The 24,905-nt window shown below is 42.2% G+C and carries 25 protein-coding genes; 21 read left to right on the forward strand and 4 right to left on the reverse strand.

What is annotated here, in order from left to right:
* Positions 1–52: 52 nt before the first annotated feature.
* On the reverse strand, positions 53–286 hold the full coding sequence (locus H9647_RS19235) for a DUF896 domain-containing protein (RefSeq protein WP_191803113.1): 234 nt from the start codon (positions 284–286) through the stop codon (positions 53–55).
* Between the two features lie 226 nt (positions 287–512).
* Here H9647_RS19235 and H9647_RS19240 point away from each other — a divergent pair, with 226 nt between their 5' ends.
* From H9647_RS19240 to H9647_RS19305, 14 genes are all read left to right on the forward strand, one after another.
* Complete coding sequence (locus H9647_RS19240; RefSeq protein ID WP_191802994.1) at positions 513–1,580, forward strand: fatty acid desaturase; 1,068 nt, start codon at positions 513–515, stop codon at positions 1,578–1,580.
* Positions 1,581–1,703: 123 nt separating this feature from the next.
* Positions 1,704–2,825 carry a sensor histidine kinase gene (locus H9647_RS19245; protein ID WP_191803115.1) on the forward strand — a complete coding sequence of 374 codons (1,122 nt, stop codon included), beginning with the start codon at positions 1,704–1,706 and terminating at the stop codon, positions 2,823–2,825.
* A 16-nt stretch (positions 2,826–2,841) separates the two neighbouring features.
* The gene (locus tag H9647_RS19250) at positions 2,842–3,441 is read left to right on the forward strand and encodes a response regulator transcription factor (RefSeq protein ID WP_191802996.1); all 600 of its coding nucleotides are present in this window, start codon (positions 2,842–2,844) and stop codon (positions 3,439–3,441) included.
* 223 nt (positions 3,442–3,664) lie between these two features.
* Positions 3,665–4,417, forward strand: coding sequence for a methionine ABC transporter ATP-binding protein (locus H9647_RS19255; protein WP_225229418.1), 753 nt, complete (start codon positions 3,665–3,667; stop codon positions 4,415–4,417).
* Positions 4,414–5,085, forward strand: coding sequence for a methionine ABC transporter permease (locus H9647_RS19260; RefSeq protein WP_191803000.1), 672 nt, complete (start codon positions 4,414–4,416; stop codon positions 5,083–5,085). Before H9647_RS19255 ends, H9647_RS19260 begins: the two co-directional genes overlap by 4 nt.
* A 47-nt stretch (positions 5,086–5,132) precedes the next feature.
* Positions 5,133–5,993: a MetQ/NlpA family ABC transporter substrate-binding protein gene (locus tag H9647_RS19265; RefSeq protein ID WP_191803002.1), complete on the forward strand. Its 861-nt coding sequence runs from the start codon at positions 5,133–5,135 to the stop codon at positions 5,991–5,993.
* 23 nt (positions 5,994–6,016) lie between these two features.
* The gene (locus H9647_RS19270; protein ID WP_191803004.1) at positions 6,017–6,169 is read left to right on the forward strand and encodes a hypothetical protein; all 153 of its coding nucleotides are present in this window, start codon (positions 6,017–6,019) and stop codon (positions 6,167–6,169) included.
* 61 nt (positions 6,170–6,230) lie between these two features.
* Positions 6,231–8,135 (forward strand): PAS domain S-box protein, encoded by a 1,905-nt coding sequence (locus H9647_RS19275; protein ID WP_191803005.1) that lies wholly within the window; start codon positions 6,231–6,233, stop codon positions 8,133–8,135.
* 64 nt (positions 8,136–8,199) lie between these two features.
* A complete protein-coding gene (locus tag H9647_RS19280) occupies positions 8,200–9,093 on the forward strand; it encodes an AraC family transcriptional regulator (RefSeq protein WP_191803007.1) in 894 nt (297 codons plus the stop codon).
* A gap of 355 nt (positions 9,094–9,448) precedes the next feature.
* Positions 9,449–10,060 (forward strand): ECF transporter S component, encoded by a 612-nt coding sequence (locus tag H9647_RS19285; RefSeq protein ID WP_191803009.1) that lies wholly within the window; start codon positions 9,449–9,451, stop codon positions 10,058–10,060.
* Entirely contained in the window at positions 10,060–11,553 is a 1,494-nt protein-coding gene (locus H9647_RS19290) for an ABC transporter ATP-binding protein (RefSeq protein ID WP_191803011.1), read from the forward strand. The genes H9647_RS19285 and H9647_RS19290 overlap by 1 nt, the downstream gene beginning before the upstream one ends.
* Positions 11,544–12,338: an energy-coupling factor transporter transmembrane component T family protein gene (locus tag H9647_RS19295; RefSeq protein WP_191803013.1), complete on the forward strand. Its 795-nt coding sequence runs from the start codon at positions 11,544–11,546 to the stop codon at positions 12,336–12,338. The genes H9647_RS19290 and H9647_RS19295 overlap by 10 nt, the downstream gene beginning before the upstream one ends.
* 175 nt (positions 12,339–12,513) lie before the next feature.
* Entirely contained in the window at positions 12,514–14,019 is a 1,506-nt protein-coding gene (gene melA / locus H9647_RS19300; RefSeq protein WP_191803015.1) for an alpha-glucosidase/alpha-galactosidase, read from the forward strand.
* Between the two features lie 592 nt (positions 14,020–14,611).
* A complete protein-coding gene (locus tag H9647_RS19305; protein WP_191803017.1) occupies positions 14,612–15,040 on the forward strand; it encodes a helix-turn-helix domain-containing protein in 429 nt (142 codons plus the stop codon).
* Positions 15,041–15,149: 109 nt separating this feature from the next.
* Here the strand turns inward: H9647_RS19305 and H9647_RS19310 are convergent, their stop codons facing one another.
* On the reverse strand, positions 15,150–15,947 hold the full coding sequence (locus tag H9647_RS19310; protein WP_191803018.1) for a formate/nitrite transporter family protein: 798 nt from the start codon (positions 15,945–15,947) through the stop codon (positions 15,150–15,152).
* A 487-nt stretch (positions 15,948–16,434) separates the two neighbouring features.
* Between H9647_RS19310 and H9647_RS19315 the strand changes: the two genes are divergently transcribed.
* The 7 genes from H9647_RS19315 to H9647_RS19345 all read left to right on the forward strand — a co-directional run bounded on the left by H9647_RS19315 (position 16,435) and on the right by H9647_RS19345 (position 22,889).
* Positions 16,435–17,370, forward strand: a complete 936-nt coding sequence (locus H9647_RS19315; protein WP_191803020.1) for a metallophosphoesterase family protein — start codon at positions 16,435–16,437, stop codon at positions 17,368–17,370.
* Positions 17,363–18,019, forward strand: a complete 657-nt coding sequence (locus H9647_RS19320; RefSeq protein ID WP_191803022.1) for a glycerol-3-phosphate responsive antiterminator — start codon at positions 17,363–17,365, stop codon at positions 18,017–18,019. The genes H9647_RS19315 and H9647_RS19320 overlap by 8 nt, the downstream gene beginning before the upstream one ends.
* 278 nt (positions 18,020–18,297) lie before the next feature.
* Positions 18,298–19,626: an ABC transporter substrate-binding protein gene (locus H9647_RS19325; RefSeq protein WP_191803025.1), complete on the forward strand. Its 1,329-nt coding sequence runs from the start codon at positions 18,298–18,300 to the stop codon at positions 19,624–19,626.
* 14 nt (positions 19,627–19,640) lie between these two features.
* On the forward strand, positions 19,641–20,756 hold the full coding sequence (locus H9647_RS19330; RefSeq protein WP_191803027.1) for an ABC transporter ATP-binding protein: 1,116 nt from the start codon (positions 19,641–19,643) through the stop codon (positions 20,754–20,756).
* 4 nt (positions 20,757–20,760) lie between these two features.
* On the forward strand, positions 20,761–21,648 hold the full coding sequence (locus H9647_RS19335) for a carbohydrate ABC transporter permease (protein ID WP_225229419.1): 888 nt from the start codon (positions 20,761–20,763) through the stop codon (positions 21,646–21,648).
* 100 nt (positions 21,649–21,748) lie between these two features.
* Positions 21,749–22,567 (forward strand): carbohydrate ABC transporter permease, encoded by an 819-nt coding sequence (locus H9647_RS19340; protein WP_225229428.1) that lies wholly within the window; start codon positions 21,749–21,751, stop codon positions 22,565–22,567.
* 46 nt (positions 22,568–22,613) lie between these two features.
* The gene (locus H9647_RS19345; protein ID WP_191803031.1) at positions 22,614–22,889 is read left to right on the forward strand and encodes a hypothetical protein; all 276 of its coding nucleotides are present in this window, start codon (positions 22,614–22,616) and stop codon (positions 22,887–22,889) included.
* Positions 22,890–23,161: 272 nt separating this feature from the next.
* Here H9647_RS19345 and H9647_RS19350 read toward each other — a convergent pair whose 3' ends face one another.
* Positions 23,162–23,359: a hypothetical protein gene (locus H9647_RS19350; RefSeq protein WP_191803033.1), complete on the reverse strand. Its 198-nt coding sequence runs from the start codon at positions 23,357–23,359 to the stop codon at positions 23,162–23,164.
* Between the two features lie 372 nt (positions 23,360–23,731).
* Positions 23,732–24,880, reverse strand: a complete 1,149-nt coding sequence (locus tag H9647_RS19355) for a mannitol-1-phosphate 5-dehydrogenase (RefSeq protein ID WP_191803035.1) — start codon at positions 24,878–24,880, stop codon at positions 23,732–23,734.
* Between the last annotated feature and the right edge of the window lie 25 nt (positions 24,881–24,905).

A 24,905-nucleotide genomic window follows, 5' to 3' on the forward strand; every position in this document is an offset into this window, starting at 1 on the left:
TGCCTTGTTCCTATCCTTTTTGATCTATTACGAAATATATCTGTCTTAAGCTTTAGTTCAGCTTCGATTTATTTTGTTGTTGCTCAATTTTGAGCTTCTCCGGTGTAACATCTTCGCCATTGGGATCAACAATGGTAAGGCCGGAAATGGTGGACATTACTTGTCCGCGAATGGCTTGCAGATATTCTTTACGCAGGACTTGCTGTTCAGCAAGCTCTTCCTTAGTTAAGCCTTCTGCTTTTTGCTTGCGGCTCAGTTCGTTAATCCTATTGATTGAAGGGATGATCACTGTTATCTACCTTCCTTTCATGTAACAAGTTGTATATGACAGTTTACTTTAAGTATAAGTAGTATGCAACCTGAAGATTATAAAATAGGCATATTCCTTTTGTCAATGGAGTATGACATTTATCATACTTTATCACTGACGTTTATGACTTACCCACATGACATTCTCCTATTATAATTAAGATATTATATGCGTAGATCATACGCGTGAAGGAGAACATGCCATGTCTGGATCCTTTAAAAGTCAATTAAAAAAAGAAGTAGCCCCTTTTGAGAAAACAGAACTGAAATCCAGTATCATTCAAATGATTAATACATTGGTACCTCTTTTTTTACTCTGGTATCTTGCCTTTGAAAGCCTGTCGGTTTCTTATTTTATAACATTGCCTCTATGTCTGATTGCCGCCGGATTTGTCATTCGTGCGTTTATTATTTTTCATGATTGCTGTCATGGGTCTTTCTTTAAGAGCCGCAAGGCAAACGATATCGTAGGTACACTCGTTGGTGTCATTTCCCTTACTCCTTATATGCAGTGGAAGTATAGTCATTCGATGCACCATGCAACCAGCGGTAATCTGGATAAGCGAGGAACAGGTGACATCTGGATGATGACAACCGAAGAGTATCAATCATCTAAATGGATGACGAAATTGTATTACCGCTTGTATCGTAATCCCATTATTTTGTTCGGGGTCGGCCCGATCGCTGTGTTTTTGATTCAATATCGTTTTAATCGGAAAAATGTGAAACGTAAAGAGCGTATGAATACGTATCTGACCAATCTGCTGATTGTAGCGGTTTACGCTGCCTTGTGCCTTACAGTAGGCTGGGAAGCATTCTTAATGATCCAGATTCCTATTTTCTATTTTGCAAGTATGCTGGGCATATGGCTCTTTTATGTACAACATACATTTGAAGATTCCTATTTCGAGAATGAAGAAGATTGGTCTTATGTTCAGGCGGCTGTAGAAGGCAGCTCGTACTATAAGCTTCCTAAAGTATTACAGTGGATTACGGGTAATATTGGTTTCCACCATGTGCATCACCTAAGTCCAAGAGTGCCGAATTATCATTTGGAGGAAGCACATAATGCGACGCCTCCTCTGCATAAAGCGACGACAATCACCGTGGCAACAAGTCTAAAGGCCATGCGGTTTCGGCTTTGGGATGAAGAGAGCAAGCGTTTTGTAACATTTAGAGAATATAAGAAAGTGCTTCATGAGCAGAAACTGGAGCTAAACAAAAAAGAGTCTCGCAAAGATAAGGTATCTGCTTCGGCTCCTGTCAGTTAAAGCATAGGATATGATACAATATTTAATAAGCTAGAATGAGAGAAATGACTATGGATGATTAGAATCTATAGTCATTTTTTCTTGATATTTCTGAATAGAAGCAGGTGTGAGTTTGTGAACTTGATGTATCATTGGCAGGGCATTTTCCGCAAGAACACGGGTCTTAATCCGTATGTATGGCTGGTATGTTTCATCCTCCCTTTCTACTTTATCATCGGTTCCTCCTCCAAAGGATATATCGTATTTGGTGTCCTGATGATTATTTTGTTTTTTGCTTCTAATTTACTGGGGCTCGTGATGAAAGGGTGGCCGGTATATATCTGGTATGGCCTCCAGATGGCCATTTCCATTTTGATGGCGCTCATTTTTGGTTTTGTGTATTTCTCCTTATTTCTCGCTTTTTTTATTGGTACGATTCAAAATAAAGCCGGATTCATTACTTTATATACCATTCATTTAGTCAGTACCTTCATCACCATTAATTATTCCTTGGCGTCGGTTAATCTTGTGGTTATTCAACAATTGCCTTTTGTACTAATAAGTATGATCGCGGTTATTCTATTGCCCGTCAGTACATATAACAAGAATAAACAAGACATGCTTCAGGGCCAACTGGAAGATGCGAATAAACAGATATCTGAACTAGTCAAACAGGAAGAACGGCAACGGATTGCAAGAGATTTACATGATACGCTCGGACAAAAGCTTTCTCTCATCGGTTTGAAAAGTGAACTTGCCAGCAAGATGGTAACACGTAATCCAGCTCGAGCCCAGGAAGAGATGAAGGATGTTACGTTAACGGCAAGAACTGCCCTTAAGGAAGTACGGGAGATGGTAACCCAGATGAGAGGCACAAGGTTTGAAGATGAATTGTTCCGTGTTAGACAGATTTTGAAGGTTGCGGACATCGAGCTGCGGATTGAAGGGGAAGAAAATCTGACAGGCGTTTCCCTCATGGCAGAGAATGTACTGGGTATGTGCCTGAAAGAAGCAGTTACGAATGTCATTAAACATAGTGAAGCGAGTATATGTGAGATTATGATCGAACCGGATCATACCGAACTTGTTATAACCGTAAGAGATAATGGAAAAGGGATGAAAGACGCGCCCGAACGAATTCGCGGTAATGGACTTCGGGGAATGAGGGAACGTTTGGAATTTGTAAACGGCAGTCTTGCTATCACTTCGGTAGAAGGTACCGAGCTGCGTATTGCGGTGCCGCGGGCTGTTCAGCGTCAAATGTGAGAGGAGTTTGAGTGATATGATTCGTATTGTAATTGCTGAGGATCAGCGGATGCTGCTTGGAGCCCTCGCCTCCTTGCTTGATTTAGAAGAAGATATGGAAGTCATTGGACGAGCGAACAACGGAGAGGATGCTGTTAACCTTGTCAGGGAGCATCAACCCGATATATGTATTATGGATATCGAAATGCCGATCAAGAGCGGACTTGATGCAGCGGAAGAAATGAAGGACCAGGATGTAAAAATCGTTATTCTAACCACTTTTGCTCGCAGCGGCTATTTTGAACGGGCACTGAAGGCAGGCGTCAGCGGTTATTTACTGAAAGACAGTCCCATTGAAGAACTAGCACAAACGATTCGAAGTGTTATGGCGGGAAGAAGAATCTATGCAGCGGAACTTGTGGATGAAGGATATGGGGAGAAAAACCCGCTTACGGAACGAGAGAAAGCCGTACTGGAACTAATCGCGGAAGGCAAAAATACGAAAGAAATTTCAAATGAATTATACATTACTGCAGGAACGGTAAGAAATTATGTGTCCGTCATTTTAGACAAGCTCGGGGTGGGCAATCGGATTGAAGCCATTAAGCATTTTAAAGAGAAAGGCTGGTTTAAATAAGAAAATAGAGTTTTCATTAAATTGGATGTGAAATTACTCTGAATTTGTTAAGAAAAATTAGAGTCAAATCCCTATCAATATGGTATGATTTGAAAGTGCGAAATGAAATTGACAAACAGGAATTTAGCATTTTTAAGTAGTACGATGATCGAAATACATGCTCGCACGAGACGGAATGTCTTGCGCGAGCTTTCTTTATGTCAATATTGAAGGAGGAGTAGGTTTGATATCGCTAGACCATGTCAGCAAGAGTTTCGGTCCTAAGAAGCATGGAGAGCGACTGACGGTAGTAGATAATGTTTCGCTACATATCGAACAGGGCAGTATTCATGGCATTATAGGGGCAAGCGGCGCCGGGAAATCGACACTGCTTCGCACCATGAATTTGTTGGAGAGACCGGAAGAAGGTCAGGTTTATATAGGTGGACAAGAGCTTACGATGATGAGGGAAAGGGAGCTCAGAGAAGCAAGAAGAAAGATCGGAATGATTTTTCAGCACTTTAACCTGATTGGAAACCGGACCGTAGAGGGGAATGTAGCAATTCCTCTTGAACTTGCAGGTGTGAAAAAGGATGAACGTATAGCCCGGGTACACGAATATTTACGGTTTGTGGGACTTGAGGACAAGGCGAAGCAGTATCCTGCGCAGCTTAGCGGCGGACAAAAACAGCGTGTGGCCATTGCCAGGGCGCTTGCAAACGAACCTCAGGTACTGCTTTGTGACGAACCTACCTCTGCGCTTGATCCGAAGACCACTTCGGGTGTGCTCGAGGTGCTTAGACATGTTAATGAAGCATTGAAAATTACGATCGTCATCGTCACACATGAAGTTCCGGTTGTTGAGCGGCTATGTACGGCTGTATCCTTCATGGATTCAGGAAGGATTGTACGTACACTGCCAATTAGGGAAGGTTCATTACCGCCTGATATGCTCGCCTGGTACGAGGAGCAGGAAGCTGGTGATGACGAGAGATGAATTTTTATGAGACGTATATAGCAAAATATGAGAGTGAAATGTGGGAGGCCATCGGACAAACCTTTTTCATGGTTGGCGTCTCGCTGGCGGCTGCGATCCTAATCGGACTTCCGCTGGGAACACTACTATACTTAACGCGAAAAGGTCAGAAATATGAGAATGTTGTATTATTCACCATACTGGACGTTATCGTAAATATCATTCGTTCTTTTCCATTCTTGTTGCTCGTTGTTTTTATGATTCCTTTGACACGAATGATTGTAGGAACCGCTCTTGGTACAACCGCTGCATCGATTCCGCTTGCTGTTGTAGCCATCGCAAGTTACTCCAGGCTCGCTGAGCAGTCGCTCCTTGAAGTGCCGAAAGGTGTAGTTGAGGCTGCGTCTTCTATGGGTGCTAATCTGTTTCAATTTATTTATAAATTTTTGTATGTCGAGGCAAGGTCAGGCCTGGTTCGAGGTTTAACCTTGTCTACGGTCAGCTTTATTTCCTACTCCACGGTTGTCGGTGTCGTTGGCGGCGGAGGAATTGGCGATTTTGCTATTCGATATGGATATCAGCGGTATGAAACAGAACTTATGGTATTCACGATCGTCATTATGATTGTACTCGTGCAGCTTATTCAGTATTTGGGGAATCTTTTGGCACGTATTCTGGATAAGCGCTAATATGTGCAGTGTTATGTATTTGAATATGAAGAAGAGAGGAATAACAGATGAATAAGACAAATAAGAAAAGCCTGAAACAGTGGCTTGGACTTACTATGTTGGCGGTACTTATGTTAGCTCTAGCAGCTTGTAGTTCAGAGAGCAGTGACGGGGGCGTTCAAGGGGACTCAAGTGCTTCTCAAGAAGGAGAGATGCAGCAGATAAAAGTCGCCAGCAGTCTTTCTGCAATGGTCGATATGATGGAAGCGATAAAACCGGTGCTTGAAGAAGACGGAATTCAGCTCGAAATTGTAAGTGTATCCGATAATATTCAGCCTAATGAGGCTTTGAATAATAAAGAAGTGGATGCAAACTTCTTCCAACATAAAGTGTTCATGGAGCAGTATAACGAAAATAATGATGGAAACCTCGTCATGGTTACACCCATTTATCACATTATTTACGGTGGTTACTCTAAGAAATACAACAGTATTGAGGAGTTACCAGAGGGTGCAACGATTGGAATTCCGAATGACCCAGCCAATATTGGACGTTCCCTTGCGATGTTTGCTGAGAACGGAATGATTACACTAAAGGATGGCGTGGGTATTAACGCCCTTCAGTCTGATATTATCGAGAATCCTAAGAACTATAAGTTCCAAGAAGTAGATCTTCTCATGCTTGGCCGTGCTTATGATGACGTGGATATGGTTACCCTCTATCCTGCCTATGCTTCACCGCTTGGTTTAACACCTAAGGATGCGATTGTCACGGAAGCGCTGGACGAGGAATTTGCTATATCGCTGGTTGCACGTGAAGACAATAAAGATGCTGAAGTAATTCAAAAGCTGGCAGCCGCACTGACAGGTGACGAGGCTAGAAAATTTATTGAAGAGAATCATGCGGATACGATGATTCCTGCATTTTAAATCATGATAAAGAGAGAGATGACATGCCTTGGATGGCGCTTATGTTATCTCTTTTTTTTGTAAGAATTAGTGGGGAAAAGGAGAGGGGAAAAGATGAATTCAGCCTTACTTTTTATAAAATGATGACTTTAACCGTTTTTTACAAAAATATTGATCAATATGGCAGTTTTTCATAAAACAACCCGTCCACAAGTCTACTCACTAGTTGTATAATAGTCCATGTGAGGAGGTGCTGAGATGAGTGACCTGGAACGATTAGAAAATATAAATTTAGTAGAGCACATTTTTACTCAAGCGCCTGTTGGAGTTGCATTTGTATCATTAGACGGTAAATGGATCGATGTGAATCCTGCAGCATGCCAAATCATAGGATTTAGCAGAGAAGAGCTTATTACGCTTCCTGCATTTGACTATATACTATCAGAAATTATTCCCCCAACTGAACTTGCATCGAAGATGTCTTCTGGTTTCGAGAACGAAAAACAATATCTACATAGAAACGGTAATGTGGTCTGGGCTTGTGTCTATATATCTTTATACTGTGATCAACAAACGGGAGAACCTGCCTATTATATTGTTCATATGATAGATATCACAAGCAGTAAGGTGGCAGAACTGAAACTATTAGAGAGTGTGGAAAGATATACATCACTCAAAAAGTATAATCATGATGCGATTATTTCTTTTGGTCTCGATGGAATTATCATTAATGGGAATCAGATAGCAGAACGTCTTACGGGATATACGATTTCTGAATTAATTGGTACTCGGATCTCTCGTATTGTAGGCGAAGAAGCCATTGCCAATCTGGCTTTTGTAGACGAGGATTATACGGCAATTGAACGTGATATAAATGTTGTACGTCATAAGGATGGACATGTGGTGGAGATACTCGCTACCTTGGCCCCTATTATTATTCATGATCATAAAGTCGGTTTTTACCTAATTGCGAAAGACATGACGGAAGAGAAGCGGCTTATTATCGAGAAAGAAGCTGCGGAACGAACGAACAAAGCGAAAAGTGAGTTTTTAGCCATGATGAGTCATGAGATACGAACTCCGATGAATGGTGTTATTGGAATGACGGATCTACTGCTGGAGACAGATCTATGTGATGAACAAATGCAGTATGCATCCATCATTAAGCAGAGCGGGGAAGCGCTTCTTACAATCATTAACGATATTCTCGATTTCTCCAAAGTCGAATCTGGGAGAATGGAGCTATCAATCGAACCGATGCAGTTAAACTCGATTCTTTCGGATGTCTACTATCTAAATCTGCCAAGAGCTAAAAATAAAGACTTACAGGTGGAAATATCAGTCGATCCGAATATTCCTGATAAGCTGATGGGCGATGGTAATAAGCTGAGGCAGGTGCTAATTAATTTGCTCAGCAATGCGATTAAGTTTACACAGAAGGGAGCCATTTCATTATCCGCTAAGAAAATGGACCAAGACGATGATGAAGTGTGTCTTGAGTTCGAAGTATTGGATACGGGTATTGGGATCCCGGAAAGTAAAGCAGACCGATTGTTTGAGCCTTTTTACCAAGTAGATCATTATATGACAAGACAAATTGAAGGAACGGGACTCGGTCTTGCGATTAGTAAGAAAATGGTAGAACTGATGGGCGGAGAGATAAGGTATGAGCCTAGAAGGGACCAATCCGGTTCACGTTTTGTGTTTACCGCTTATTTTTCCCTGCAGACCAACCTCGAATTAATAGAGGACAGACATAATCAAAGATACGATGACGAAATAGATAATGGACTGCGTGTTCTTGTCGTCGAAGATAATGAGGTTAATCAGATCGTCCTTGTTAAAATGATGAATAAATTAGGTTACAAGGCTGTCGTTGTTCCTAACGGAAAAGAAGCACTGAAAGCTTGTTTGGAAGATTCCTATGATATCGTGTTTATGGATATTCAAATGCCGATCATGGATGGAGTGGAATCTACACGCCTGATTCGTGAACAGCTAGCAGATGATAGTCCTTATATTGTGGCTGTAACAGCACATGCGATAAAAGGGGATCGGGAGAAGTACATGTCTTTGGGCATGGATGAATATATAAGCAAGCCATTAAGTATGAATTCAATATCTGAGGTCATCGAGAAGTTCAGAACCCTACGACTGACGTGAGGTCCCCTGGCAGTATTTCATCTTCTGAATCTATATTCTGATTCGACATACAGGGGGCTTTAACATGTCAGGTAGTTTCTTTTGCATGCATCCGTCAGAAGGCTCGTGGAACCCGTACTTTTATGCCTACTACTATAAGCAATGGAAAGACTATGAGATGGCCTACCATGAACATCGCTGGACAGAAATTATGTATGTGATTCAAGGCGGATGTACCATTGATGTGAAGTGCAAGAGTGGACATCGTGAATTGATCACACTACGTAAAGGTGAGTTTATTGTTTTGGACGCAGATGTTTCGCATAGACTCATCGTAGAGCCAGAAGTTGCCTGCCGGATGTTAAATGTGGAGTTTGGTTTTGAAGAAGGAGAAACTTCATTTGATTCGTCTGTGAAATCGTTATTGGCAGAAGAAAAGGCCTTATCTGATTTTGTGAAATCTCCCTTTGAGTACATGGTCCTCTCCGATCCAGATGAGGTATATTATGTGCTCAAAAGCCTGGTGCTGGAGCTTGACCGGCAACCGGTAGGACAGAAAAATACAATGACAGATCTGTTGTTTCTACAATTGTTTGTACGTATTGCAAGGCTCCGCGAAGAACTGGTATTGACAAGAGAACCGAGTGCAGAAGGTTATGTCAAACGATGTATTCTGTATATGCATCAGAATTATGATCGCAATATTCAAATTAAGGATTTAGCTGCGGAAGTCCGTCTTCATCCGGGTTATCTACAGCGAATATTTAAGATAAGTACATCTCAGACGATGACAGAATATCTGACCGGAATTCGGATGGAAAAAGCCAAAATGCTGCTTCAGCAGACAGACATCCCTATTTACGAACTATGTGACTATGTAGGGGTCAGCAGCAGTCAGTATTTTCATACTTTATTTAAAAAACATACCGGATTCACTCCTAGTATCTACAGAGAACAGACGGAACGTAGATCCTGGTGAATTTGTAGAAATAATTGCCAATTAAGTATATTTCATGTACATTGTAACTAACTTAAAAAGCACGAACGGGAGCTTGATGAAGTCAGGCTGAGAGAGTGGCCTTATGCCGCTGACCGTAGATCTGATCTGGGTAATGCCAGCGTAGAGAACGAATATCGCGAATCGTATGTAGGAACAAATGTGATGCATGAATGTAGAAGCAGCCAGCTGAACGATATGATGTGAGGTAACCCTCCAAGCTAATCGCTGCCGATGCAAGTGTATCCTTTGTTTTTTAGATGCGAATACAGATGCGTCCTTACCTGGCCTGCCCGAATTGGGGAGGCTTTTTTTATATTCTAAGGAGGAATTGTACATGTTGCAGACAAAAGGCGATAGTTCAGAGTTAGGGCGCAAAGGGCTTACATTAACCGATATTCTAGTTACCATTGTGCTTGCAGTTGTATTTGGAATCATCTATAAAATATGGGGACCTACTTATGATCTAGTCAAACCGTTCGGACTCCATGCGGAACAAATGATTTACGGCATGTGGTTTATGGCAGGGACCTTTGCTTTTCTCGTCATTCGTAAACCAGGTGTCGCTCTTCTAGCAGAGATTGCGGCATCGACCGTTAGTGCATTTCTAGGAAGTGAGTGGGGGATTTCTACGCTGATCTATGGTGCGGTACAGGGGCTCGGAGCTGAACTTATTTTTGCATTGTTTTTATATCGAAAAGTGAATGTATGGATTACGTCACTAGCTGCCATCGGCTCAGCAGCCGGTTCCCTAATCCTCGATTTTGGGTATGGTTATATCGATTCATTGCAAACGTGGAGTTATGCGCTGCTCATTGGACTAAGATTAGCCGGAAGTATTGTGTTAGCTGGAATGGTTGCTTATTCACTGTATAAGGCTTTGGAGTTAACGGGGGTAACGAAATCCCTAAGAAAGGCGACCAAAGAAGATATGGAGGCACTACATTAATGTGCCCTTCTATAACAGGTTCGGTGGAGGGCGATATTACGCAGACACAGGAGAATACAAACGTTAATCAGCCGCCAGTAGCAGTAGCTATTGACGGTCTGCGTCTGAAGTTTCCTGGAGAATCTCAAATCTGGTTCAATAAATTATCTTTAACCATAAAGCAAGGGGAGAAAGTGTTACTGCTTGGTGCTAGTGGCAGCGGGAAGTCAACACTACTTCAAGTACTGAGCGGACTCATTCCTCATTCCGTTGATGTGCCGATGAAGGCCGATCATGTACATATTCCTGCACATCCAGGTATTGTTTTTCAAGATCCAGATACTCAGTTTTGTATGCCCTATGTAGATGAGGAATTGGCTTTTGTGTTAGAGAATCGTCAGGTTCCCCGAGAAGAAATGCAAGCGAAGATTAGAGAACTTCTAAGTCTTGTTGGACTTGACTTCCCTGACTTACATACACCAGTGCAAGCTCTCTCCCAAGGTATGAAGCAGCGTCTGGCCATTGCTTCGGTACTTGGAGTAAAGCCCAGTGTCCTTTTTCTAGATGAACCGACAGCACTGCTAGATAAAGAAGGGACGCTTGAAGTATGGGATACGATTCGAGGCATTGCTGGCGAACGTACCGTAATTATAGTCGAACATAAAATTGATTATATCCTTGATTTTGTAGATCGCATTATTGTCTTATCTTCCGAAGGAGAGATCATGGCAGACGGTGGGGCCGAAGAGATCTTCAGTCAGCATCAGCAGACGATAACGGATTATGGAATCTGGCATCCGGGGATTTGGAAGAATCGTCCTAGACCTCTTAGGAAGGAAAAAACCATAGCTATTGAGAAGGGGGCAGAACCGCTTCTTTTGCTTCAGGGCTGCATGATTCATCGTAGCAGCAAGCCTGTTATTCGAGCAGAGGAGCTGCAGGTGCTCCCTGGTGATTTTATTGGAATTACGGGACCCAATGGCGCAGGGAAGAGTTCATTTTTGCTTGGATTAATGAAGCTGCTCCCTATCACCGGTACATATCTAATGAACGGTATAGAGCCCAAAAATACGAAACAAGCAGCACAGCATATCGCCTATGTATTTCAGAATCCAGAATTGCAGTTTATTACGCATTCCGTATGGAATGAAGTTGAATATTCACTGCTGTTTGAGCCCATATCGAAGGAAGAACGCCGAGTGCGGGTGGAAGAACTACTGCGAAGGTTCCATCTAAGTGGACTAGAGAACAGGCATCCCTACGAGCTGTCCCTTGGGCAAAAGAGAAGGCTGAGTGTAGCTTCCGCAGTCGTTCGTAATCCCCGTGTATTGCTGCTTGATGAGCCTACATTCGGGCAGGATGCAAGGAATACATTTGCGATGCTAGATGAACTTGAACGTCTGCGCAGTGAAGGAACAGCCATTATCATGGTGACTCATGATGAAGAAATTGTGGCTCGGTATTGTACTTCTGTATGGCAGGCAGCAGAGGGGAGAATCACCACTTGCCATTAAATATCCCATACCATGAAACTTGGTTGCACCGGGTTAATCCCGGGTTTAAGCTGATTACGTTCGCTTTGATGTTTCTTGTGGTCATCCTAATCCATAATCTCAATATGATGATCTATTTAACAATCGCTATGCTCCTTCTCTTAATTGGTTCCGGTCATCCTCCGCTTCGTTTACTCCTGTATGCATCCCCATTTATTCTGGTGTTTATATCGACATCGACGGGGATGATGTTTTTTGGAAAAGGAGAAACGACTTGGTGGAAATACGGCATTATACATATAACAGAAGAGAGTTTTTTACGCGGTATACATCTAGGCTGCAGGGCGTTATCTATGGCTGCGATCGGCTTGTTATTTGGGCTGACAACGCGGCCTGTGCGCTTGTTCTACTCTCTGATGCAACAGTGGAGACTTCCGCCTAAATATGCTTATAGTTTCCTCGCTGCGATGAATCTGATTCCGATTCTAGTCTACGAATTTCAGATACTTCGGCATGCCTTAATGATTCGAGGAGGAGGGAATCGAACACCGAAGTGGAATATATTTGCGCTGATAAAACCATATGCGATTCCGCTGCTGGCACAAAGTATTCGAAGAGCGCAGCGGATTGCCGTGGCGATGGAAGCGAAGGGGTTTCAAAGTGAGAACAAACGGACTTACTATTATCATATCGGATACTCAAACAGTGACATTTGGTTCATCGTTTATTTTATAGGTGCAGTCGCATCAGCTTACGGACTTGGCCTCTCTGTTCCTCTTGTAGAGCATGCTGTGGATGTGAGATAACGGTAGTGAGATTGAGACAAACAAGAATAAAAGTGAGAATTTTATACGAAGTTAGCGAAAAGAAGTCATGATATTGGTAACGCTTCCTATCTTGCGATTGCTACAATAATCGTATACAAATCGGAACCTTTTTTTACGGGGAAAGGTTTCAATAATGGAAGGTGGAGCATCTTATATGTCATGTAAAATTGCTTTTATTGGCGCTGGAAGTATTGGATTCACACGTGGATTACTGCGTGACTTATTAACTGTACCGGAATTCAGCAACCTCGATATTTCTTTTCATGATATTAATAAACATAATCTGGATATGGTAACAGAGTTGTGTCAGCGAGACATTACAGAGAATGGACTTAGCATACAGATTCATTCGACAACCGATCGACGCGAAGCTTTAAAAGATGCAAAATATGTCATTTGTACGATTCGTGTCGGCGGTCTGGAGGCTTTTGCAAGCGATGTCGATATTCCTCTAAAATATGGTGTCGATCAGTGTGTAGGGGATACACTTTGTGCGGGCGGAATTATGTATGGTCAGCGCGGCATTGCTGAAATGATGGAGATCTGTAAAGACATCCGTGACATGTGTGAAGAAGATGTATTGCTGCTGAACTACTCCAACCCAATGGCGATGCTTACTTGGGCGTGTAATCAGTATGGCGGTGTTCGCACCATTGGTTTGTGCCACGGTGTACAGCATGGACATCATCAAATTGCCGAAGTGTATGGACTTGATATGAAAGAAGTGGACATCGTATGTGCGGGGATCAATCATCAGACTTGGTATATTAAAGCAAGTCATGAAGGTAAAGATCTGACTGCGGGTCTGCTTGAAGCCTTCCTGAAACATCCAGAGTACAGCCGTACCGAAAAAGTAAGGATTGATATGCTTCGTAGATTCGGATACTACAGTACAGAATCCAATGGACATCTGAGTGAATATGTTCCATGGTACAGGAAACGTCCTGAAGAGATTAAGGAGTGGATTGACCTCGGCAGCTGGATTAACGGCGAAACAGGCGGATATCTGCGTGTGTGCACGGAAGGTCGTAACTGGTTTGAGACGGATTTTCCTAACTGGATGAAGGATGAACCTAATCGTTTTACAGCAGATCAGCGCGGTCAGGAACATGGCTCTTATATTATCGAGAGCCTCGAGACTGGAAGAGTCTACCGTGGACATTTTAACGTAGTAAATAACGGAGTTATTTCTAATCTGCCGGATGATGCCGTGATTGAAGCTCCGGGGTACGTAGATCGTAACGGCATCTCAATGCCGCATGTGGGTGCACTCCCCCTTGGACCGGCTGCTGTATGTAATGTGAGTATTTCAGTACAGCGTCTTGCCGTAGAGGCGGCAATTCAGGGAGACGATCAACTGCTTCGTCAGGCTTTTATGATGGACCCGCTTGTAGGAGCAGTATGTAATCCAAATGAGATTTGGCAGATGGTGGATGAGATGCTCGTTGCACTGGAAGAGTGGCTTCCCCAGTACGGTCATGCCGTGGCCGAGGCAAAACAAAGAATGGCCTCAGACAGCTGGATCCCCGTTAAAGATTATGAAGGTGCGGCACGGATAAAAGTGAAGACGGTTGAGGAGATGCAGCAGGACCGCGAAGCGGCATCTAGAAATGCAGGAGAGTCAGATAAAGGGAAGGACCGGGAAAAAGTAGAAAAATAAAAAAAGCAAAGTATGCTTCTCATAGGCATCTGTCATTAACATGGCAGGTGCTTTTTATTTATGAAAAACATTCTCTACAGAAATGAGCTTCTTTGTTCGATAAAAAAGGAAGAGGGTGAAATTGATTTATTCAAAGGAAATAGAGGAAAATATATACAAATGGTTGGTGTGCTGTTAAATTAATAAAAAAGAAGTTATAGGAGGAAATAAGATGAGTAGACGTATAGATATGGTTATTATGTTTGGTTACTTGTGTATCCTCCTGTTCGGTGTAGTAGTAAAAGAACTTCCAGCTCATTTTGGAATGAAAGGCTGACACAGCATCAAAGGGGAAACGAAGTAATAATCATAAGAATGATACATAGGATGACAAAAGGGACTGTATTCCTATCCACGGGAACAGTCTTTTTTTGTAAACTAAGGAATGAATTGACCACTAGATAATTCAACATTATAATATTAACATAGCTGTTAAGTTTACGAATAGATTCATTTTTAAGGCATAATTTAGGTATAGATTGCATTACATAAGGAAATAAGAACAACATGAACATTCAATATTATGCGAAAGAGTGAAGGAAGGGTAAATAGAATGATTAAGACTGAAACCGCTTACCGCAGAGCGAAAGAAAAACTGAAAGACCACAAAGCCTATATCGCGAATGAGAAACTTCGTTTAGAAAGTATGGGGCTTAGTAAAGACCAAATTTCCCATGCTGTTCAGCCGCTGCTTGCTTTTAAAGGGGAGCTTGAACAAGATATTCAACATTATGAGATGATTAAACAAGGTATCTTCCTTCCCATTGAGACGATTATGGAAGTCGGTAAAAATTTAATTGCTCATCGGATCTATATGAATTTATCTCAAGCCGAGCTTGCGAAAAGACTTGAGGTATCTGAAGCTCAAGTATCAAGAGATGAACGAAATGAATATGAAGGGGCAACGACAGAGAAGATACAAAGTGTGATGAATGCGCTTGGTTTAAAAACAACCATTCATATCGAAACGGCTGCAGTGTAACTAAGGGAATAGGGGACTGAGTACGGACTGCCCCTTATATAGAATGCATGCATAAACAGGGTGTAGGAACATTAGTCGTTCCCGCACCCTGTTTATCGTTATGCGTATGTTAGTGTTTTGTTTCTTCCTCCTCATCCTCAAACGGCTTATTGATATAGTAATAAAAATACCCCATCATAAATACGCCGCCGACCATATTACCAATGGTAACTGGAATTAAGTTGTGGAGTATGGCACCAATCGTAATCGTTTCCGAATGATCCAGCACAAGTGCGATCGCAAAGGTACACATGTTAGCAATACTATGTTCATAACCTGATATAAAAAAGCAGAAGACAAAGAGGACCATTGCAAACAGTTTTGCGCCATTTTCCTTCATGAACATCGGTACAAAAAAAGCGAGACATACGAGCCAGTTACATAGAATAGCCCGGAAAAACAACTCCACTACGGTAGCATCCAGCTTATGCTCTACTACATTAAGCAGGAACGAGTTAACACTAGGAGAGGCGTAGAGATTCGTTACATCAATGAGAAACGCGAATACCAGTGCACCAAGCAGGTTACCGGCATATGTGAGTCCCCATAGCTTGTAGACGGTTTTCCATTCCATTTTTTTCTTAAGGGCTGCATAAGTAAAGTAAAAAGTGTTTCCAGTAAACAGATCTGCTCCCCCATAGGCAATCAGGATGATCGCTGCTCCAAATGTAAGTGCGGCCATGGGATAAGCTGCCGGTGAATCCGCTATGTAAAAATAGTTGCCTGTCTTAAAAGCAACAATAACCCCAAATCCGATGAACATACTGGCAAGCATCGCTCGCAGAATGTACATTTTCCAATCTTTTTGGTAGACTCTTTGCTTTCTTAGCGCATATTTCTCAACTTGTCGTAAACCTTCTGCTTCCAAATGGATCCCTCCGTATTCTGCGAAACAAATAGTAAATCGATAATGATTTTCAGAGTCCTTACAAGATTATGTCCAGGTTCAAGTCATTGTATGTATTTGAAATCAAAATACTAAGGTTTAAAATAAGCGATCGGGAAATGCAATCCTATGAATTATTTCACATTTGAGTAAAAAGGATGTAAATAATAAAAGGGCGCGAGTGAGTAATCGTGCCCTTCTTCCTATATATACCACCATAATAACATATGACACACTATATTGCGTATTTATGCAAAGTTCTTCCAATAGATTACGTGAGAATTTATCATGTCATAAAATTTCCATGTGAAAACTTTAATTTATTATTTTTAACACAATTTGATTTAAATGTAAATACAGATTTGCTAAAGATACGCATTTACAAAAAACGCGACTGGATAAAGATCTCAGATAACATTCTCCCTCTATACTTCATTACAGATCAACTCAAAGGAGAGTGTACAAGACCATGAGGATAGCAATGATAGGTGACTTACATTATCATGAGGCAGATCAAATGCTAGGTAACTGGAGAGAAGCAAGAGATGCATTTTATAAAAATATGCTGCATCATTTTTTAAGTTCTGAAGCCGACTTGTATATATCACTGGGGGATCTGACCAATCTCGGAACAAAGCGCGAATTGCAAGAAGTTTACGAGATCATACATTCCTATGAACGCAGGTTTCATCATGTTTTGGGTAATCATGATACGTATACTCAGCCTAAAAAAGAGATTCAAAAACAAACAGGACAAGCCTGTTATTACTCCATAACTATGGAAGATTTCATTCTTGTTTTTCTAGATACCACAAGAGAGATGGATTTAGAAAACTGGGGAGGTTGGCTTGACGAAGAGCAGTTGAACTGGTTCGAAGAAGTAGTCCAAATGTCAGGATCAAAGCCGATGCTAGTTTTTGCACATCACCCGATCCATTTAACAACGACAGGATCGGATCGTGAAAAAGGATCGATCGACCCTTCCATTGATATGTGGCAAATTCTCCGCCAGAAAAAAGGAACAGGTATTTATTTTAACGGACATACGCATGTGGATTCAATTACGGAACAGCATGGATGGACTTTCATTCAGCTGTCTGCTTGTCTGGATCAGCATGCCTATCGTTTAGCCGAAATTACGGGGGAAGAAGTTAGAGTTCAGGCTGTAGATATTATAGATTCCACGCTCACTGACCAGTTACCTGAAATTTTTACTTATATGAATCATTTTAGGGCCACTCCGCATGCTCGCGGAAAACAGCAAGAGCGAGAGTGCTGTGTGCAGCTGCTGGGTGAGCGGTTGAATGAAGCAGATTTATTCGAAGCATTAGAAGCGGAGCTGAATGAAGAGGGCCTGCAAATCAGTGCAGACACCAGACACGGAGGAGATAAAGCGCATGTCTAACAGTCTATCTCAGCTAGCTATAGGAGCGGAAAACACTAAACTTTCTACTAGAAAAACAAAACAGCAGTATGCTGTGGATGATCTGCTAAAACGTCTATCCGAGTATCGTAATGTAGCGTCCATTCGGGATGTACGTTATCTTGAAACCGCTCTTTCTTATCGAGATCAGCTCAGTGCGGTGTTCCTTCTTACCGGAAGCATTGGTGTGATTAAAAGTTATGTGGAATTATTTCAAAAACATCATATTCCGGTATTCGTGCATGTAGAGAAGATCGGGGGGCTTTCTTATGACCAGCAAGGGCTTGAATATCTAGCGAATGCGATTCGGCCTGACGGGATTATTACAACGAAGATTCAAGTCGTCAAGAAAGCGCAGAAATTAGGACTTACTACCATCCAGCGATTCTTTCTTGTTGATTCGGAAGGACTTGCCAATATTGCACAAAGTCTTGCTCAGGTAGAACCGGATGTTATTGAAATCATGCCGGCACGTATTCCCGAGGTGCTTCATAAGGTGAGAGAAATGACAGACATTCCCGTCATCTCCGGAGGACTTCTGCGAAAACGAGAGCATGCGGAAGCATGTTTATTAGAGGGCGCAACGGCCATTTCTTCATCTAGTCAGCAGATGTGGGAAAAATCATTCTAAAAGCGATTTTTTCAAATTCGTAACCTATAAAAAGTTTATCCTTACTTAACAAGAATCTTCAATTCGGTTAACAGTAACGTCTTATGATGAGAAGAGATAAGAGAACTAACGTATTTCCTGACAAGTAAATAAGTACCCGGGTTGGAGTGATGGAGAAACCTAATCGGATCAAGAAGCAGCCTGTAACTGGCTGTTCTTGGTCTGATCGAGGTTTCTTTTTGTTATATCAGGTAGCTGGGGCTAGGTTCATGATGTTCATTCTAAGGAGGATACAAAGGATGAGAAGAGGAAAGAGACGGAATTTATTAACACTGGTACTAGGAATGAGCGTTTTACTTGCTGCTTGCGGTACGGATTCAGGAGGAAGTAACGCAACAAGTGCTGCAGGTACTGCCCCCGGGAACAGCGGAAATACGGAAGAGAAGATACAGATTAAATACTGGTATGCCTATGGAGAAAAGATTGAAGAGGCAAAACAAGAACTGGTAAAACGTTTTAATGAATCTCAGGACAGAATCGAAGTCGTTGCTGAGTATCAAGGTAACTATGATGATTTACATGCCAAGGTACAAGCTGCTTTTGCTGCAAACAATGCGCCGGCCGTATCAGATCTTGAGATTTCCTCAACAGGGACCTTTGCCAGGTACGGAATGATCACTGACCTTACTGCTTTAGCAGAGCAGGATAAAGAAAAACTGCAAATTGACGATTTCAACCCAGGACTGATGGGGAATGCCTATGTGGATGGCAAGCTATACGGGCTGCCGTTTATGCGCAGTACACCGATTATGTACATGAATGTCAGCATTCTAGAAGAGGCCGGGCTTGACCCTGCTGGACCGAAGACATGGGACGAATTCGAAGAGTACGGCAAAGTGCTGAAAGCAAAAGGGAAAACAGCAATGACAATGCCTACAGATATCTGGTTCTACGAGGGACTTGTAGCACAGTCTGGTGGTCAGGTATTAACGGAGGATGGGAAGTCTGCTTTATTTAACTCTCCTGAAGGTGTTGCTCCTGTAGAGTTCTGGAAGAAGTTAGCCAGTGAAGGAATCATTAAAATTCCAGTGGGAGATGAAGCCGGAGCAACGGCGGAAAAAGACTGGGCTAACCAGACATCTGCGTTTCGATTTGGTTCAACGGCAGGGGTTGCCGGTGCTATTGAAATCTCACAAGGAAATAACTTTGAATTTAACACAGCCTTTATGCCGGCGAATAAATCATATGGCGTTCCTACAGGCGGTTGTCAGCTCGTGATTACATCAAAACTTAGTGAAGAAGAAACAGCGGCAGCTTGGGAATTCCTTACCTTCATGACAACAGCTGAGAGTACAACATATCAAAGCAAACACACGGGATACTTACCTACTCGAATCTCTGCACTCGAAAGTGAAGAATTACAGTCGCTCTATAAGGAATTCCCGCAATATAAAGTTGCTGTAGATCAGCTGGCTTATGCCAGACCTCGTCCGATGGAGACGGCGTATCCTGAAGTTGCGAAGATCGTAAAGAATGCAATTGAGAAAACATTACTTGATCCTAAAGTCTCTGCCCAGGAAGCGATGAACGAAGCCAATGAGAAAGCAAATACACTGTTAAGTAAATAAAAGGAGTGGAGAAGATGGGCCAAATTGAGCTAAAAGGAATCAGCAAGTTTTTTAAGCAGGAAGAGGTAATTAAGGACCTTGACCTTACGATAAAAGATGGTTCATTTACGGTGCTTGTCGGTCCATCTGGCTGTGGTAAATCAACAACGCTCCGTATGATTGCGGGGCTTGATGACCAAACCAGCGGTGATATTTGGATTGATGGCAAGCGAGTAAATGGAGTTCCCCCAGGGATGCGTGATGTAGCGATGGTTTTCCAAAACTACGCACTTTATCCAACGATGAATGTCCATGACAATATTGAATTTGGACTGATTAACCGGAAGGTTCCGAAGAAGGAACGCGATACGCTGATTGCCGATATCGCCGAAATTGTAGGCCTGAGCGATTATATGAAAAAGAAGCCGGAGATGCTCTCCGGCGGACAGCGCCAGCGTGTAGCTCTTGCTCGGGCTATGGTTAAGAAACCAGAGGTCTTTATACTCGATGAGCCGCTCAGTAATCTAGATGCGAAGCTCCGCCATCAGATGCGGACAGAGCTTATTCAGCTACATAAAAGGCTGGGGACGACGTTTGTGTATGTAACCCATGATCAGGTAGAAGCGATGTCTATGGGCGATGAGATTGTCATTATGAATAAAGGGGTCATTCAGCAAGCGGCTTCTCCAATTGAGCTGTACCATAATCCAGCCAACATGTTTGCCGCTCAGTTTATCGGAACGCCTGCGATGAACATTCTTCCTTATAAAGGGATCCATTTTCCCTCTTTATCGGGAAAAAGCAAAGAAGAGATTCGCCATTTTGGATTTCGTCCTGAGCATGCACAGCTGCATGCCGGGCATGAGCTAAAAGGAGAGGGTCTTAGAATCGGTGGAGAAATCATGACCAGGGAAAGCCTCGGGGCAGAGAATATATACCAGATTCAGTCGAGCTTCGGTATGTTCTCTGTTAAGACGTTCCTCGCCCCTCTTATTATGAATAACATGGTTACCGTTACGGTTCCATACGAGCAGTTGTACTATTTTGACCCTAGCGGGATGAGGCTAAGACAAGCAGAATATAGAGCCGCTGGAAGTGAAACGGTAACAACGAATGCTCTTGAACTCGTTTCGGTGAGCGGAGGAGGCTAGAGGCATGATGAGTTCGACATCAAGCATATGGCATAAACTTAGACCCTATGGAATGGTAACGCCGGCACTAGCCGTTTTTGGCGTATTCTTCATTTATCCTATTTTTTATATGATGTATCTCAGTGTATTTGACTGGAATTTTGTCAGCCCTACAAAGGATTATGTCGGTTTGCAAAATTTTTCGGCATTATTGTCGGATGCTGAGTTTCGTCAGGTCATACTAAATACGACAATATACACCGTTTCTACCGTGCTTCTCACCCTTAGTATTTCTTTACTACTGGCTCTTTGGTTAAATCGTTCCGGAGCTTTCTATGGATTTGTCCAAGGGGCCATATTCAGTCCGCATATTATTTCTTTAGTATCCATTTCACTATTATGGAGCTGGCTGATGGACCCTGAGTATGGACTTCTGAACTGGGTTATCGGCCTGTTGGGTTTTGGACCATTAGAGTGGTTATCTCATCCAGATACTTCTCTGATGTCACTTATTCTCGTGGCGGTGTGGAAAGGGATTGGGTTTAACACCCTTGTCTTTATTGCCGGGCTGCAAAGCATTCCGCAAAGTATATATGAAGCAGCTGCACTGGATCGATCCAAACCATGGCGTACGTTTACGCGATTAACGCTACCCATGTTATCTCCAACGCTGTTTTTCCTAGCGATTATGAGTATGATTGGTTCCTTTCAAGTATTTGAGACGATCGCTATTATGACGCAGGGTGGGCCGGTGAATTCAACAAACACCTTGGTCTATTACATCTATCAATATGGTTTCCGTTTCTTTAAGATTGGCTATGCTTCAGCGGCTGGGGTGATCTTGCTTGTGATTGTTGGGATCCTTACCCTTATCTATTTCCGTCTGCTATCCAAAAAGGTTCATTATCGGTAAAAGGGAAAGGAGGCTACTTATGAATGTACTTGAACCAGCAGCAAAAGCAGAACGCGCATCCCGAGGCAAAGCGAAAGAGGAAGTAAGCGGTATGAAGGTGATGAACCGTCTCCTTACTGTCATTAATGTGATTCTAATGGGAATGCTTGTTCTTATCTTTGCTTTACCCTTTGTTTGGATGGTGTCCACATCACTTAAAACACTGCCGGAGACGATGATCTTTCCGCCCGAGTGGATTCCGGCAACCCCGCAGTGGCAAAACTTTGTTCAAGCCTGGAACTCTGGACCGTTTCTTCACTATTTTATGAACAGCGTGATGATCTCTGGAGGCATTTTGCTGATGCAGATGCTTACGATTATTCCCGCAGCCTATGCGTTTGCGAGGTTTGAGTTTAAGGGGTCAGGTATTTTGTTTGGACTTGTCATGGTAACGCTGATGATTCCTTCTCAGTTGATCTTTTTGCCCGTGTATCTTGAACTTAGTTCTTGGAATCTGCTTAATACGCATCTTGGACTGATTCTACCTTTTGCATCCAGTGCATTCGGGATATTTCTTCTGCGTCAATCCTTTAAGCAAGTGCCAAATGAACTCATCGAGGCAGCTCGTCTGGATAAAGCAAAAGAGTGGAAGATTATGCTGAAGCTGATGATTCCTATGGCTCGTCCTGCACTCATTACCTTCGGTTTATTCAGTTTTATTAGTCACTGGAATGATTATTTCTGGCCGCTGGTGATGACAACGAATGAAACGGCGCGTACCCTTCCGCTCGGGATTGCTAAGATTCGAGAAACAGAAGGGCTGACAACATGGAATGTTCTTATGGCAGGGAATTTGATACTTGTTGTGCCGATTTTGATTATTTTCTTCTTTGCACAGCGTTCGATTATTAGAGCATTCGTATATAATGGTGTGAAATAAGGACATATGTATATGAAGACAAGCTGTTTTCAAGTGACTAGAACCTATGGTTAAATGGTATCCGGAGGTGATTTTTATCCTGAACCCGGGTAAGAAAAAACGCAATCCTAAGTTTGTTATAGCGGAGGCAGTTGCTACTGCTCTCGCCCTAATTTTACTGATTGTTTCGCTAGTGAATTCGACTATCTCTCTAGGCTGGTTTTTCCTCAGTATGTCTGTGGTCTATGCCATTCGGTATTGGGAGCTTAGATCATGGATTCAGGTGCTTTCCATCGTGATTTTGGCTTTAGGTGCCGTAAGTTTGTTTATGTTAGGACAATAAGTGGTTTCAGAAAAGTTTGAAAAGCCCTATATAAGGGCTTTTTTCTATTTATTTCATAATTATTTATTTTAGATTATATTAAAGTAAATAATTCTCTTGTATACAAAATGTAGCGGGGGTGGTGCGTAAATGAGAATATGCCTAAAATCACATTGGTAAGTATGGTTTTCACTTCCATAAAACTCCATAACAAAAGCCGATATCCGCTCCTTATCAAAAGAGTGGACATCGGCTGATCTAGTAAAAAGTAATATAGGATAGGGAGCTAGAATTCAAAATGGGACAGGAATGAGCGTAGAACAATGTTTAATTTCCTGAAAAGGAATACTGACAATACCTTGTGTATGTTTTAGACGAAGCTTCTTATATGGGAGCTGAAGACTTACGACCCCAGAATAGACAGACCCATCCATTAAAGAAAGATGTACAGAATAACCTTTTCGCTCAGCAATTTGTAGTTCTTTCATCATAGGAATTCCTCCGTTCGCTTTTGATTAGTTCATATTAACTATGTCGGTAGCAGGAAGAAAAAAGTGAAGAAGTATTTTTGTAATCGCTTTCTTTCAATATAAAGGAATTGCTGGAGCGAAAACAAGATGTAAATAGTCCTGTTTATCACTTTATATACTTATAGAATACCCATCTTGATCAATGAACTAACATATTTGTGAAAAACATGATATACAAAATCAATTTCATAACTTTTTAAAACGATAAATTTGTAACTATATATAGACAAAAGAACCATTTTAGTAGAGGGAGTTGTACTGGAGATACAAAAAAACCGCCATCCTCTAAGGATGACGGTTGATACATAATAATTGAGCTACACAATACATTTATTAGGCTTTGGAAGTCTTCGCATATTCTTCACAGATGATGCGGTGATCTTCACTGCCATCTGTAAAGCCAGTAACAGAGGATACAGCAGCTTCAATGCCATTTTGGGCAATTTGCTCTTGCAACTCTTTGGACTGCGGATCTTGCGGGTTATCATAATGGAATGCAGCTGCAATACCTTTTAGGAGAGCAACATGTCCAAGTCCATATTGAATCGCCATATTAGCAGGACCTACTAGGCGATCTGCAGGACCAAGCTTACGAAGCGGCTCACGACCTACACGAATAACTTCATCGCGAATATATGGGTTTTTAAAGCGTTTTTCGATCTTATCAATGTATTTATAGTGTTCTTCTTTATCAAAACCATGCTTCTTGATCAGTGCATCGCCGCTTTCTTCCATTGCTTGACGTACCACTGCGCGAATCTCATCATTATTGATTGCTTCTTCAATGGTTTCCATACCAGCCAGGTAACCAAGGTAAGCTGTAATCGCATGACCTGTGTTCAATGTGAACAGTTTACGCTGAACATAAGCAAGCAGGTTATCTGTCAGTTTCATGCCTGGAATTTGAGGTACTTCTCCTTTAAGGGAAGGCTCTTCTACGATCCATTCGTAGAAAGACTCAACACCGACATCAAGCATGTTCTCGCCTTGGTAAGGAGGAACGATACGGTCTACTGAACAGTTAGCAAAACCTACATTCTCCTCAGCATATGCTTTACCTGCCTCGGACAAGTGAGTGTATACCTGTTCTTCTAGGTGTTTGCTTCCGCCGACCATGTTCTCACAAGCGATGATATTCAGAACACCTCTGCCTGCTTCTCTGCGAGCTTCAATACCTTTAGCAATCGTAGAAGCAATGATTTTCAGAACATTCGGACCTACTGCAGTCGTTACGATGTCAGCCTCAGCCACTTCGTTCACGATATCTGGACCATTCGAGAGTACACCGGAAACATTCGAAATTGTTTCTTGTCTTTGCTCCAGATCAAGAATATGGATCTGGTAGCTTTTTTTCTCGTTTAGTTCATTAATCATTTCTTCATTAATATCTGCAAATACGACATGGTAAGAAGCTTGGGAGAGAAGGGCGCCGATAAAGCCGCGCCCGATATTTCCTGCTCCAAATTGAATTGCTTTTTTCATATGAAAAACCCGCTTTCGTTTTAAA

The organism is Paenibacillus gallinarum (genome assembly GCF_014836635.1).
Lineage (GTDB): Bacteria > Bacillota > Bacilli > Paenibacillales > Paenibacillaceae > Paenibacillus > Paenibacillus gallinarum.